The sequence below is a fragment of the Calothrix sp. UHCC 0171 genome, from assembly GCF_034931845.1.
Classification (GTDB): Bacteria; Cyanobacteriota; Cyanobacteriia; order Cyanobacteriales; family Nostocaceae; genus Brunnivagina.
Window position 1 is genome coordinate 1 of sequence record NZ_JAYGHN010000002.1, and the last position, 13785, is coordinate 13785.

Here is a 13785-nt window from a genome sequence, read left to right on the forward strand (position 1 = left end):
CCCCCAGCTGCGATTGTAATTTGTGGTGCAGTCAAACGCAGCAAAATTCTCCAACTAACCAAACTCAATAAACTGAAGCTAGCAATACCAAGACTAATAAAAACTAATTTGGATATAGAATCAAGACTCTGAAAAAATTTCGGTAAAGTGGCAAAAGTCGGCTTTTTAAATATTGCCATATATTCACCTGTGGCATGTAAAAAATTTCCAGATAACTAATTAGTTATACCAAGTCCAGGTTAAGAAAAGGTTGTGCTGTGGATATTGCTATTTAAAATATCAAAGACACAGAAACACCTCCTTTTCTGCATCTTCCTCCAGGTTCGCCACTTTGACGGGACGGAAATCGACACCGTCAGTACAATTCGCAATTCGCAATACTCGCAGAGCGAGAAGCTAAAGCTACGCAATTCGCAATTAATGCCCACGGATAAATCCGGGGGCTTGTAGCTTGCTTATCCGCAGGAGTACCAAGCAATGTTTAAATATATCTGTCCATAAATTAATTTAGGGGCTTGTACCATTAAGGAATTATCAGTCAAGCGGAATCACTGCGTCTCTGCGTGAACCTATTCCGGTAACTTATACTGCTCGACAATTTTTTTGGCAAACTCTGGAACATGTGCTGCCAACTTCTCTGGATGATTACGTTTTACGTATAAATAATTACGGGTGAAGTGGGAATCTATGGAAAAACGCGCATACTCCAAACCCTTGGGACCAATTTTGTCAATGACTACACCCATGAGTTTTGCTGCCCACATTGGTAGAGTTACAGCTTTGTCGTAAGCAGGAATACTTTGCTGGACTGCTTCTTTGCGGTTTCCCTGGGAAGTGACAGGCTGTGTATCAATTTGCTCGTTGACTAAATCTAGCATTTCTTTACCTGTCTCGTTGCGAACAACAATCCACTGCCAACCGAAAGGTGCGCCCATATACCCAACTACTAAATCGGCTGTGGCATTGACATAGTCAAAACAACTCATACAGGATGGTGCAAAAACATCTTTGAGTTCTTTTGTATTTAAACCGAAGAAAGGGACTAGTTCAGTGGAACCATCTTCATGTTTGAAATGTACCCGGAAGTCTTGCATAAATTCGTAATACACGACTGTATCGGGTGATTTACTAGTTGTTTCCAGAAACTTTTGCAATCCAGCACGGGTGACATTATCGACGCAGGGTGTACCCAATACATACAGCTTTTCTAAGCCGAGTTTTTCTTCAACTGCCCGTAGCGCTTGAATTTGACAACCAACACCAATTACCAAAAGTCGCTTCATCCCGGATTTTTCAATTTCTTCTAAGACTGACAGGTTGGGGGATAAAGTTGGTTTATTTACTTTTGCTGCGAGTATTTCTTCGGGGGTTCTGGCAATTATTGGTTTGGGTTGAAATCTATCTTCTTTAGTATTTTGGACGCAGACAACTCCTTCCACGATGCCGCGATTGAGCATTTCAATGGCGATAGAACTGACTATACCCGTCCATTGCGCCCCTGCAATGGGTTGCTGCTTGCGTGCTGCCATCATTTCCTGATGTACACCAAAATATAACTCATCAGGACTTTCAATATTGCGATCGCGCCCGTGAACTTTTGTTTCTAACTCCTGAAATTGCTGGTTAATAAACGCGCAAGCTTCCTTGACATAGTGAACATAGTATGTATCACATAGCCCGCATTCGCTACATAATTCCTTGGCAGGACGACGGCTACCGGGTTTGAGGGCTTTCGCTTTGTTGTGAGGATAAACTGAGGTCATATTAACTAGATTTTCTTAACTAAGAAAATAAGATAGCTTAAGACGCTGCTTTGCACAAAGTTTAGAGCTATTTCTGGCTTTTAGGTGCTGCTGAGGTCGCATAACCGCACTCTTACGGACGGACACCACTACAGTTACAAATCTTAAAAATGCTTAACATTTCGTTACTATAAAGCTATCGAGAGAGGTGAGCAGAAGCCTCTCAATTTAGAAATTAAAGGTAAACGCCATGAATAGTACAATTCGTGTTGGCAACCTCTTCGGGATTCCTTTTTATATCCATCCGTCCTGGTTTTTAGTCCTGGGTTTGGTGACTTGGAGCTATGGTAGTGGACTAGGGGCGGCATTTCCTGGGTTAGGGAATGGATTAGCTTTGCTACTAGGCTTAATGACAGCCTTGATGTTATTCGCTTCCGTTGTTGCCCATGAACTGGGACATAGTTTTGTTGCCATTCGCCAAGGAATTGATGTCAAATCCATCACACTGTTCATATTTGGTGGTTTGGCAAGCTTAGAGAAAGATTCCAAAACCCCAGCAGAGGCTTTTTGGGTAGCGATCGCAGGTCCTCTAGTTAGCTTGTTGTTATTCACAGTCTTTACAGGTGTTGGTTTTGGGACTGGAGCATCTGGAGTCTTCTCGGCGATTTTGGGTGTATTAGCTTCTGTGAACTTGGCACTCTTCGCATTTAACCTGATTCCTGGCTTGCCTTTGGATGGCGGAAATATACTTAAAGCGATTGTGTGGAAAATTACAGGTAATCCCAATAAAGGAGTGGTTTTTGCCAGTCGAGTTGGACAAATCTTTGGTTGGGTAGCGATCGCTTCTGGTTTACTTCCACTACTATTAGTTGGTAGTTTTGGTAACTTCTGGAATTTGTTAATTGGTTTCTTCTTATTGCAAAATGCTGGAAATGCAGCCCAAGTTGCGCGGGTACAAGAACAACTCACAGGCTTAACTGCTGGTGATGCTGTAAGTAGTGTTAGCCCGGTTGTTTCTGCTCATCTGAGCCTCAGGGAGTTTGCTGACGAGCAAATTGTGAGTGGACAAAACTGGCAGCGATTTTTAGTCACCAACAATGATGGACAATTGGTAGGAGCGATATCTTTTGATAATATGCGTTCTATCCCCACGCAATTGTGGACAACAACTCAAATTCAAGATGTGATGCAACCAATTGCTGAATCTACCACAGTCCAAGCTGACAAACCTTTGTTGGAGGTGGTGCAGTTAATCGAACAACAAAAGCTGTCTGCACTAGCTGTGATTCGTGAGAATGGGGTATTGGTGGGAATCTTAGAAAAACCTGCAATTGTGAGTTTGCTTCAGAAAAGAACGCAACTAAACCCTGCCTAATCTCCAGTTAAGGAAATAACTTAATCACATAAGTTAAAGGTTAGAGATGTAGCGATGCTATGTCTCTATGTCTATTGAAATTTACACACAACCTGATAATTCCGGTGAGGAATCAATATACAAACAACGCCAAGATTATGATTTATCCATGCAGATTGATGTTGTGATTGAAAATCATAAATTTGGTAGTTTAAATGTAAGAGATTTGTTGCCTTAAGGGGACTGTTTGTAAAAAGGAGAAAGAATTAGTAAAACTTTCTCCTTCCTTTTAGCATTACTGCTGGGGTTTTGCAGATGGAGTTCCTGCTGTATCTCCTTGATGGGGTAATGTGGGATGTTTGCTGGAATATTTGGCAACAATCTGGGAAATTTCGGGATTGTACAAGCGCAAATAATTCCAATAGTTACCGAAAACTTGCCTCACATAGTTCTTGGTTTCATCAAAGGGTATGTTTTCCACAAAATCATCAGGATCGTCTTTTGGTAAACTAGTCAACCACTTGGAGACATTACCGGGTCCAGCATTGTAAGATGCGATCGCCAGTAATGAGTTCTCTTGGTATGAGTCGTGGGTATGTCCTAAGTACCAAGTTCCCAGCATAATATTGTCTTTGGGGTCTTCGAGGTTGATATTTTTGATATCCTGCTTAATCTGAGGTGCAATGAATTGTGCTGTTGATGGTATGACTTGCATTAAACCAGTTGCACCTGCGATCGATTTTGCTTTTTTCTCAAATCGCGATTCTTGACGGATTACTGCTGCGACTAACAGAGGATTGACTTTATGCACCTTTGACCATTTTTCAATTTCTTCGATATAGGGCAAAGGATAACGCGCTTGCCAATAAATCAACTGTTCGTGCAAAGCTTGATATTGCTCTGCGTCTTCAGGTGCGTCACGATCTTCTAATTTGGAAATGATATCAATTCCTTTGAGGTTTTCACCCTTTGCTAACCGCAATAATCCTTCAGTAAATTGTTCTGCTACTGTCGGTTGCATTTTATTCTGGAATTCAGTTTGCCATTGCAACCACGCATCCCGATCCTGTCCCAGTAGATATAACTCTTTGAAGGTTTCTGAACCTGCGGTGGGAACTGGACGCACCAATTCAACAATTTTGGGATTTAGTTGCCGGAGGTTGTTGAAGTTACCCACATCTAAGCCCAAAACGCCAGCCGATCGCCAAGCATAATAGGAGTATGGGTAATTACTCACTGTATACTCGTAGGCTTGTTTTGCTTCTGCCTGCTTACCAAGTTTAGTTGCCCATTTGCCGACCCAGAAGCCTGCACGTGGAGCTAAAATACTGTTGGGGTTATTAATGGCAATTGGTTCTGCCCACTGCCAAGCAGCTTTATAATCCTTGGCTTTAGCTTTATCCAGTGCAACTTTCCAGCGATATTCCGCAGCTTCTTTGCTATTCCCAAATTTGTCAATTAATAGTTTTCTTGCTGCTTCCACAGCCTTACTATCATTTTGCGCCTTGAGAAGTTCAATTTTTTTGACCAGTGCTGCTCCCGCACGTTCAGGGAATTTACTGACAACTGCATCAAGATAAGGTATGGCTTCTTGCTTACTCTTACTGGCTTCTGCCATCCGCAACCAGCCCATACCTGTTTCCCTGGCTTCTGGAAATTCTGTCACTAAGGCTTTATAAGCATTCAATGCATCTTCCCTTTGTCCCCCAACCTGCAAACCACGTCCAACACGATAGAGATTGCGGGGAGTCCGAGATGCCTTGCTATAAGCAGATGCAGCTTTACCAAATTCACTATTTTCCCAATATGCTGTTCCCAGAATTTCCCAATCTTCTGGTGTTAGCGTTGGTTCGCTAGCCAGTTGTTCTAATACAGGCACAATACCAGGTTGATCGAAGGCAAATTTTGCTAAAGCTAGCCGTAATTTTGGTTGGTTAGGATTTTGTTCGAGACGCTTACGAATTGTTTCCCAGGTGAGGGGATGGGAAGGAAATTGAGCGATCGCTTGATCCTGATATTCCTTAGTGCCAATCAAATATAAAGCTTTGGCAGTTGCTGGATGCTGGGGATAGTCCCTGACTACCTTTTGTCGTAAATCTGAAGCTTTGCCATCTTCACGCAAAAGTTCCTGGGCTTGCGCTTTCTTGAGCAAAACGTAAGGTGCAAGTAGCGGATAATCATTTTCCAGTCCGTCTAAGTATTTCAGAGCAGCTTTGGCATTCTTCTTTTCGAGCAAATCGCTGGCGAGAAGATACCTAGCACGGTTGTGATCGGCTGATTGTGAACCCTTGGCAATCGCTTCGAGCTTTGCGGCTCTTTCCTCCGGAGACTGTACTACCAAAGGCAATACAATTGATTTCGCTTTAGTTGCTTCGGTCAATAACTCGGTCTTATTTCTGCTCAATTTGAACAGATTACCCAAGTTTCTACCAATCTCCGGGGCTGAAACCATTGCTCCAGCCAGAAAGGCGCATAAACCAGCACCCACAATTAAAGAAATTTGCTTTTTTTGTAGCTTCTTCAGCATGATACCCGCTGAAAGTGACATGAATATCTTTGCAACTGTAGCATCACTAGGGGAAAAGAGAACCAATTCAATGATTGAGATTTTGTATGTATCAGAGATGGCTCATCCGAGTTGTGTAACTATACTGTGTGACTTTACTTTGATAGAGCTTCGATAATTGGACGTGCTAACCAATTAAAACCTACTTTCAATTGGTGGTCTAATGTGGGCATTCTATACAAGTAAGCCAGGCGACGTGCAAGGTATGCAAAATCACCATCTAGTTTTAACCCTAATCCAGTAAGTGTTGCATTATCAATGCCTAAAGCCATCATTTCGCCTAAGTGCTGATATCGAAATGGTAGCAAAGGACGATTGGTTAAACTTGCCCAGATATTCCAAGCTGTGTAATCTGCTTGTTGGAAAGCTGATTGGGCTGTTGCGGGAACTTGCTGTCCTTCAGCATCTTGACAGTCGGCGATGTCTCCCAAGGCAAAAATATGCGGGTAGTCAAGGACTTGCAGGGTGGGCTGAGTGCTGACTTGTCCGCGTTGATTTTGTTTGAGGGGTAAGTTGCGGACTATTTGATTGACACGGTTTCCTGCCGTCCAAATGACTAAATCGACGGGAATAGTATCGATTTGATTTTTGTATTCAAGGGAAATGTTGTCTTGGGTAATGGATTCGACTTTTGTTTCTAAATCGAGGAAAATACCCCGTTTATCCAGGGCTTTTTGAGCAGATTCGCGATTAAACTCTGGGGAGGTGCGTAAAATTTGGTCACTGACTTCGATTAGGCGAAATCTCCCTTTTTCACCAAGTCGATCAGATAATTTACATGCTAATTCGACACCACTGTAACCAGCACCAATAATCGCAATCCGAATTTTATCTAGATTTGATTGTGTGAGGATTCTCAGTCTTTCTTCTAATCGATAAGCATCAGTAATAGTTCGGAAGGGATAGGCATAGGAGGTTGCTCCGGGAACCATATCGAGGGGAGTTTCACCACCCAAGGCTAGAACTAGGCGATCGCAAGCAATATCAACTCCGTCGTGGAGATGCACATGCATGTTATCGATATCGATGCCGGAAACCGCAGCTTGGCAAAAGCGGATATTGGTATTTTGCAATATTTCGGCAAAAGGAGGAGCAATTTCCCAGGTTTGTAATTCTCCTGTGAGCAATTCGTATAAAAGCGGAGAAAACAGAAAGCGATCGCTTTGGTCAACTAAGACTATTTCTGGCTTTTGCTGTGATTGTGAATTGGATTCCCAAGGAAATTGGCTTAAGCGTAAGGCAGTATATAAACCGCCGAAGCCACCACCTAAAATACAAATTCGTGCAGGTTGTTGAGATAATGGTTGGGGCATTGGTAAATAATAGCTGTAGGGTGTAGGATTCAGAGGCTTGTGATTCCTATAACTAGTTTACTGATTTATCCTGGTCAGCTGCTATGAACAAGTTTTCTCAATTTTCTCTCTGGAACTTTTAATATTTGGCTGGGGTAAAAATTGGACTATGGCAGCCCATTTACTTGCAATAAATCTAATTGTCGCTCAAATATTTCATCTATTGGTAGCATTTGACCATCAACTGTCATAAATTTATGGTCTTTTGTGGCTCTAATTATCGAACCATTTTCTAATTCATAGGCAAATAGTTCTTGTTGTCCTCTATTGTGCCATTGGACAATTTCTTGCGTGTAGATATTGCCCAATTGATTCATAGTGTAAATAGAACAATGAATGCGCTTTTCCACGATTTCGCCAATGGGAATAAAGCCATATTCAACAGTGCAAATCTCCGTGTCATAGCTCAAACAATATTCAGCAAACTTCAGCATATCCTCAAATAATTTTTCCGCGACTTGTTTTTTTACTCCATTTTTGGTGGAACCGTCGATAAATTTTTCTTTCTGTTTCTGCATTTCCGAAACTTTCTTTTTACCCATTGCTCGACGCAACAAATCGGCTTCACCTAAGGAATACCCTGCCATATCTTGAGCAATTTTCATGATTTGCTCCTGATAAACCATAATGCCGTAGGTTTCATCTAAAATAGGTTCGAGAAAATTACTTTCATAATCAATTTCTTCGCGTCCATGTTTTCGATCAATAAAGTGGGGAATTAAACCAGCATCTAATGGTCCCGGTCTGTATAGTGCCAAAATTGAGGAAATATCTTCAATATTTGAGGGTTTCAAATCACGAACAATTTGTTTCATCCCCGAAGATTCTAACTGAAATACACCTTCTAATTCGCCTAATTCTAATAATTCATAGGTCTTTTTGACATCTTTGGGTAATTTTGCCGCATCTCCTCCTTTCGCCAGTATTTTCTGGGCTTTGCGTTCTTGGGCAGTAATATCATAAGGGTCGATGGGATAACCATGATTTTGTTCAATCAAATCGATTGCATTCTGAATCATGGTGAGATTTTTTAAACCCAAAAAGTCCATTTTTAAAAGACCAATTGAGTCTAAATCCTCCATATAATATTGAGTAATTACGGAACCATCATTATTTCTTTGTAAAGGAACAATTTCATCTAATGGTTCGGCAGAAATGACGACACCCGCAGCATGTACCCCAAAGGTTTTGTTAGTACCTTCAATCCGAATTGCCATATCTAGCCAATGCTTAACTCTGGGGTCATTATCATATCTTTCTTTAAATTCCGGTGCGGGAGTATCATCGGAAATCATTTTTTTCAAAGGCGCTGGTTTGCCCCTAGCAACGGGAATTAGTTTCGCCATTTTGTCAGCATCACCGTAGGGAACCCCTAACACTCTCGCCACATCTTTTAATACCGCTTTTGAAGTCATGCGGTTAAATGTGATAATTTGGGCAACTCGTTCTTTCCCATATTTCTTAGTGACATAATCAATGACTTTATCGCGTTGTTCAATACAAAAATCTGTATCAATATCCGGCATTGATTTTCGTTCTGGATTCAGGAAACGCTCGAATAATAATCCATGATGTACGGGGTCAATATTCGTTATTCCCATGGAAAAAGCAACTAGAGAACCTGCTGCACTTCCCCTACCTGGTCCCACAGGTATCTTATTGTCGCGAGCGAATTTGATGTAGTCCCATACTATTAAAAAATAGCCAGAGAATCCCATCTGTTGAATCATTTTTAATTCATATTCCATCCGCTCTTTATAAACTTGTTCGAGTTCGCTGCGATTTTTGCAACGTAGTTTTTCTAATAAACCTTGCCAAGCAACTTCTTCGACATAGGTATCTGTGGTATGACCTGCGGGAATCGGATAATTAGGAATACGAGGTTCCCCAAGGATATCCGTGTATGGTTCGACTTTATCAGCAACTTCTTCAGTATTACTAATGGCTTCTTCAATAACATCATTAGGTAAATGGTCGCGGAACAGTTTTCGCATTTCTTCTGCGGATTTTAAATATTCTGTTCCCGTATAACGCATTCGTTTATCTTCACTAATTAACGTTTTTGTTTGGATACATAATAAGGCATCATGTGCTTCCACGTCGTAGCAAGAGATAAAATGTGAATCGTTAGTTGCAACTAGTTTTATACCTAACTCTTTGGCTATTTTGACTATTTCAACATTAACAATCCGTTCTTCTTGTAAACCGTGGTCTTGAATTTCTAAATAGTAATCATCGCCAAATACATCTTTATACCATTGGGCAACTTTACGGGCTGCATCTGGTCTACCACTCATGATTGCTTGGGGTATTTCTCCACCCAAACATGCACTAGTGACAATCAAATCTTCGTGATATTTTTGTAGTAATTCTTTATTAATACAAGGGCGGGAAAATATACCTTTACCTTGCATCCCTTCCAGATGTGAAGTCGATGTTAATTTTACTAAATTTTTATAGCCTTGTGTATTTTTGGCTAATACAACTTGGTGATATTTAGGACGACGTTCCTGTTTGCTAATATCACCATTAATAATGTACATTTCATTGCCAATTATTGGCTTAATACTCTTACCACGACAAGTTTTAATTAATTCGACTGCACCATACATGACCCCATGGTCAGTAAGAGCGATCGCTTTCATTTCCAGAGCGATCGCACGTTCGATTAATGCAGGTAGCTGGCTCGCACCATCCAACAAACTGTAATCACTGTGAATATGTAAAGGTACAAATGACATGGCGATCGCATTATCCCAGTAAGAAACCTAAAGGTGAATAATACTACTTCCATTCTCCTTTAGGTCAACTAGTATATATGAATTAATGGAAGGATATAAGGCTGGGGAGATGAGGAGAACAATAGCCCAGCCTATTCCCAATCCTGCTGCCATCAGAGATTTGCTGATCTGAAATTATCGTTTACCGCTTTGACGGCTTTGTTGATATTGCTGAATTTCTTGTCTTTGTTGGCTTGTTAAAACATTATTAAAAATTTGCTGTTGCGAAGCGACAACAATTTGCCGGAGTTTTTGTCCTTGTTGCTGTGTCAATTTCAAGTCAGTGGTGATTTCCTGAGGGGTACGGCGTGCTTTCAAGGATGCTTCTAGTTGCTTACGCTGGGCAGGAGTTAAAACCTTATTGATGTCATTACGGACTTGCAGGTTAATTTTCTTAACTTGTTCTTGCTGTTGTGGTGTCAGTTTGATTTGGGGCGGTGGAGCAACAGTTGGTTGTTGATTTGCTTGGGCAATCTCCTGTGGTGCTTTGGCATGGGCTGTGTAAGGGACTACTGCTGTTAAGGAAAGTGCAAGAGCGCCTGCTAACAGTGATAGATTTTTAAATCTCATTATGTGCCTCGTGGATTTTTCCGACTTTGTTCTCACCATTATAGAAAGTGATTGACCAAAGCCATGTCAGAGAAAATCACTAATATATACTTTTTCGATGAAATTTATGACTATTTTTTGATGTTTCCGAAAATTGCATGATTTTGTGACTGCATTTAATAATACTTACGGTTCCTACTAATTCTCAGTAGAAACCGCAATCTCGAATTGATATTAAGGATTTACGCCATTATCGCCATTATTGTCCTTGACGTTGTTGGCGGCGATTACCTCTATTTTGACGTAATTGTTCTAATTTTTGCTTTTGTTCGGGGGTTAAAACACTATCCATTTGTGCTTTCGATGACTGCATAATCTGTTTGATTTGGGCTTTTTGCGCGTCGCTCAGGTTCAATTTAGCTTTTCCATTTCTTCTGCCTTCACGGTTTTGATATGCAGCTTGACGCTGTTGGCGTTGCTCAGGTGTGAGGACTTTATCAATTTCAGCCTTTGTATTTTGGCGAATCTGAGCCAGTTGAGATTTTTGGGAATCTGTCAATCCTAATTCTTGAGCAAACTTTTCAGAATAAGCTTTTTTATTTTTCTTGACAGGTTGTGCTTGAGCAACAGTTTGTGAATCGGAACGAGAGCGGAAGTTAAATACGTTAGCGTTAGCGGCAAAAGGAATAGCAGATAAACTAAAAGCAAATAAACCAGCTACGATAGATAAATTTTTGGTTTTCATTGGCTTGTCCTTGAGAAGTAGTTTGTTTGATGTCACAATCATAGATAGTTTGATGCAGATACAGCATTTGAGAAAAGTCACGAATATCACCGTGACTAATGTCATAGATACGAGAGTGACGAATTTGACTGGTAATTATTAGTAGTTATAAGTTATGAGTTATAAATTAGATATATATTTCAATCTAATAATTAAAATTTCTAATTTATCTTTTTACTATTTACTATGAGTCGTCCAATTCAATTTAATAATCATCCTTTTCGTTTTTTACTATATTTAGAGTGGATATTATTAGCGATCGCAGCTATTTCGGCAATTGTCCCCTATCCAATTTCGCGATATTCTAACTACACTGGATATCCTGGTTTAACAATTTTTTCCTTGATGATTTTTACAATTCTGGGGTTAAGATTACCAACCAATAAACAATTTCATAAAATCCTTTACACGGCGCTTCAAGTTATCCTCATTGTTGTCATTGCTTTATTTTGGGGAAAACCAGCACGAATATTTCCGGTGATTTTTTTAATTTTTGTGATTCGTAGTTGTTTGATTTTTGAGTTGCCGGGTAGGCTAGTAGTCACAAGTATTTCTTTCTCCCTATTTTTACTGACATTAAGGATACGTTTTTATCATTCACCGATACCAGCAATAGTCAATGAAAGGTTTAGATTTTTTGGATTAAATTTATCAATTTTATTTTTATTAACTTTAATTTTCACTTTGCTCTTAATGAATGCAGTTTTATCGGAAAGGCAAAGTCGAGAAAAACTAGCTGCTGCCAACAAGAAGCTACGAGAATATGCCCTCAGAATCGAAAATCAAGCAACCTTAGAAGAACGTAACCGGCTGGCAAGGGAAATTCATGATTCCTTGGGACATTCGCTAACAGCTTTGAATCTACAATTAGAAACAGGCTTAAAACTGTGGCAAGCGAATCCTACCAAAGCCGAGGGTTTTTTAACGCGAGCCAAAGAGCTTGGTTCCAAAGCGCTACAGGATGTGAGAGAATCAGTTTCGACTATGCGATCGCACCCGTGGCAAGGTGAATCACTTGAACAAGCAATCATTACTCTTTTAGAAGACTTAGAACACACAATTGGTGTCAAACCAACCTATAATATCAACTTTTCTGAGCAACTTTCCAGTGAAATTAGTGTTGCTGTTTATCGAATTATTCAGGAGTCATTAACAAATATTAGTAAATATGCCAATCCCCCAGAAGTCAAGTTAGAAATTTTAACTTCACCAACTGAACTATATTTACAAATTCAGGATACTGGGATTGGATTTGACTTAAACCAAAATACGACAGGATTTGGATTGCAAAGTATGCGCGATCGCACTGAAGCTTTAGGGGGAAAATTTAATATTGAAACTACCCCAGGTGAGGGTTGTAAAATACAAGTAAATATTCCAATTTATCATTTCTAATTATTTCTATTTATTAATCCTAAATTATCACTAAAAAAATGATTAAAGTCCTCATAGTTGATGACCAACATTTAATTCGTCAGGGGTTAAGAACATTACTAGAATTAGAACCTGATTTAGAAATTATCGGAGAAGCAGAAAATGGGCAAGAAGCACTGAATTTAATTAGGGAATTACAACCCGATGTTGTCTTAATGGATATGCGAATGCCAATTATGGATGGAGTGGCTGCAACACGAGAAATCCACAAAAACTTTGTCAAAGTCAAAGTATTAGTATTAACTACATTTGATGATCATGAATATGTGACGGCTGCTTTACAAAATGGGGCAATGGGTTATTTATTAAAAGACACTCCCTCAGAAGAACTAGCAGTCGCAATTCGGGCAGTATATAAAGGATATACGCAATTGGGACCAGGAATAGTCAAAAAACTCTTAACACAATTTCCAGCAAATTCTACAACTCCAGAAACATTACCACCGCCAAATTTAGCCGAATTAACTCCTCGCGAAAAAGATGTTTTAAAATTAATTGCCAGTGGTGCAAACAACCGTGAAATTGCCCAGCAACTATATATTTCTGAAGGAACAGTCAAAAATCATGTTACCAATATATTGAATCGGCTAAATCTGCGCGATCGCACTCAAGCGGCAATTTTTGCTAATTCTTATTTATCCTATTTAGGAGATACTTCTGAGTAATTAATACCCATTTTATTTAAACAAATATTATTTAAATAATTCCATACATTCTTTTCTCAAAATACCCGTTGTGACGCGAATATTCCTAAAACTTTGAGCAATCACCTCTTCACAGGAAATATGAATTTGCGATTGCTTGACTTCTACCAAATCTTGAATAGAAGCGCCATAAATTATTTCCGATATACCCGCCCAGACACATGCGGCGGCACACATTGGACAAGGTTCACCAGTAGTATAAATTTGATATCCTTCCAAAGAAGGATTTTTTAATTTGGCAGTTAATATGCGGATGGCGTTTATTTCTGCATGTGCCGAAGGATCATAATCCTGTCGTACTGTATTATGAGCAACAGCAACTATTTCACCATCTTTCACAATTACAGCACCATAGCTGGCATCACCTTTTTTCGCTGCTTCTAGCGCCACCCGCATAAAATATTCATGACTACTCATCACAATTACAGGTAAAAATTCGTAGAAAGTTAATAGCCAACTCAACTTACTTTGAGAGAGTTGCCAGATTATGAACAACGTTGTTCATAAGTTGATGATGGCT

At 39.9% G+C, this 13785-nt stretch carries 11 protein-coding genes; 4 read left to right on the top strand and 7 right to left on the bottom strand.

Annotation, left to right across the window (positions count from 1 at the left end; genetic code table 11):
- Positions 1-569: 569 nt before the first annotated feature.
- Complete coding sequence (locus VB733_RS02030; RefSeq protein ID WP_323338448.1) at positions 570-1763, bottom strand: Coenzyme F420 hydrogenase/dehydrogenase, beta subunit C-terminal domain; 1194 nt, start codon at positions 1761-1763, stop codon at positions 570-572.
- A gap of 229 nt (positions 1764-1992) precedes the next feature.
- Between VB733_RS02030 and VB733_RS02035 the strand changes: the two genes are divergently transcribed.
- Together VB733_RS02035 and VB733_RS02040 are read left to right on the top strand one after the other, a co-directional pair.
- A complete protein-coding gene (locus VB733_RS02035) occupies positions 1993-3117 on the top strand; it encodes a site-2 protease family protein (RefSeq protein ID WP_323338449.1) in 1125 nt (374 codons plus the stop codon).
- Between the two features lie 67 nt (positions 3118-3184).
- Positions 3185-3334, top strand: a complete 150-nt coding sequence (locus VB733_RS02040) for a hypothetical protein (protein WP_323338450.1) — start codon at positions 3185-3187, stop codon at positions 3332-3334.
- A gap of 57 nt (positions 3335-3391) precedes the next feature.
- On the opposite strand, the gene VB733_RS02045 is transcribed toward VB733_RS02040, so the two are convergent.
- The 5 genes from VB733_RS02045 to VB733_RS02065 all read right to left on the bottom strand — a co-directional run bounded on the left by VB733_RS02045 (position 3392) and on the right by VB733_RS02065 (position 11088).
- Positions 3392-5623 carry a transglycosylase SLT domain-containing protein gene (locus VB733_RS02045; protein ID WP_323338711.1) on the bottom strand — a complete coding sequence of 744 codons (2232 nt, stop codon included), beginning with the start codon at positions 5621-5623 and terminating at the stop codon, positions 3392-3394.
- Between the two features lie 134 nt (positions 5624-5757).
- Positions 5758-6975, bottom strand: a complete 1218-nt coding sequence (locus VB733_RS02050) for an NAD(P)/FAD-dependent oxidoreductase (RefSeq protein WP_323338451.1) — start codon at positions 6973-6975, stop codon at positions 5758-5760.
- Positions 6976-7121: 146 nt separating this feature from the next.
- Complete coding sequence (locus VB733_RS02055) at positions 7122-9755, bottom strand: DNA polymerase III subunit alpha (protein WP_323338452.1); 2634 nt, start codon at positions 9753-9755, stop codon at positions 7122-7124.
- A gap of 174 nt (positions 9756-9929) precedes the next feature.
- A complete protein-coding gene (locus tag VB733_RS02060; protein ID WP_323338453.1) occupies positions 9930-10364 on the bottom strand; it encodes a hypothetical protein in 435 nt (144 codons plus the stop codon).
- Between the two features lie 238 nt (positions 10365-10602).
- The gene (locus VB733_RS02065; protein WP_323338454.1) at positions 10603-11088 is read right to left on the bottom strand and encodes a P pilus assembly/Cpx signaling pathway, periplasmic inhibitor/zinc-resistance associated protein; all 486 of its coding nucleotides are present in this window, start codon (positions 11086-11088) and stop codon (positions 10603-10605) included.
- Between the two features lie 225 nt (positions 11089-11313).
- Between VB733_RS02065 and VB733_RS02070 the strand changes: the two genes are divergently transcribed.
- On the top strand, positions 11314-12522 hold the full coding sequence (locus VB733_RS02070) for a sensor histidine kinase (RefSeq protein ID WP_323338455.1): 1209 nt from the start codon (positions 11314-11316) through the stop codon (positions 12520-12522).
- 38 nt (positions 12523-12560) lie between these two features.
- A complete protein-coding gene (locus VB733_RS02075; RefSeq protein WP_323338456.1) occupies positions 12561-13226 on the top strand; it encodes a response regulator transcription factor in 666 nt (221 codons plus the stop codon).
- Positions 13227-13253: 27 nt separating this feature from the next.
- On the opposite strand, the gene VB733_RS02080 is transcribed toward VB733_RS02075, so the two are convergent.
- The gene (locus VB733_RS02080; protein WP_323338714.1) at positions 13254-13682 is read right to left on the bottom strand and encodes a nucleoside deaminase; all 429 of its coding nucleotides are present in this window, start codon (positions 13680-13682) and stop codon (positions 13254-13256) included.
- Positions 13683-13785 lie beyond the last annotated feature (103 nt).

Coding starts and splice junctions, on each gene's coding strand:
- VB733_RS02055 (WP_323338452.1), bottom strand. CDS start 9,755: ATGTCATTTGTACCTTTACATATTCACAGTGATTACAGTTTGTTGGAT.
- VB733_RS02035 (WP_323338449.1), top strand. CDS start 1,993: ATGAATAGTACAATTCGTGTTGGCAACCTCTTCGGGATTCCTTTTTAT.
- VB733_RS02030 (WP_323338448.1), bottom strand. CDS start 1,763: ATGACCTCAGTTTATCCTCACAACAAAGCGAAAGCCCTCAAACCCGGT.
- VB733_RS02070 (WP_323338455.1), top strand. CDS start 11,314: ATGAGTCGTCCAATTCAATTTAATAATCATCCTTTTCGTTTTTTACTA.
- VB733_RS02045 (WP_323338711.1), bottom strand. CDS start 5,623: ATGCTGAAGAAGCTACAAAAAAAGCAAATTTCTTTAATTGTGGGTGCT.
- VB733_RS02080 (WP_323338714.1), bottom strand. CDS start 13,682: ATGAGTAGTCATGAATATTTTATGCGGGTGGCGCTAGAAGCAGCGAAA.
- VB733_RS02050 (WP_323338451.1), bottom strand. CDS start 6,975: ATGCCCCAACCATTATCTCAACAACCTGCACGAATTTGTATTTTAGGT.
- VB733_RS02040 (WP_323338450.1), top strand. CDS start 3,185: ATGTCTATTGAAATTTACACACAACCTGATAATTCCGGTGAGGAATCA.
- VB733_RS02065 (WP_323338454.1), bottom strand. CDS start 11,088: ATGAAAACCAAAAATTTATCTATCGTAGCTGGTTTATTTGCTTTTAGT.
- VB733_RS02075 (WP_323338456.1), top strand. CDS start 12,561: ATGATTAAAGTCCTCATAGTTGATGACCAACATTTAATTCGTCAGGGG.
- VB733_RS02060 (WP_323338453.1), bottom strand. CDS start 10,364: ATGAGATTTAAAAATCTATCACTGTTAGCAGGCGCTCTTGCACTTTCC.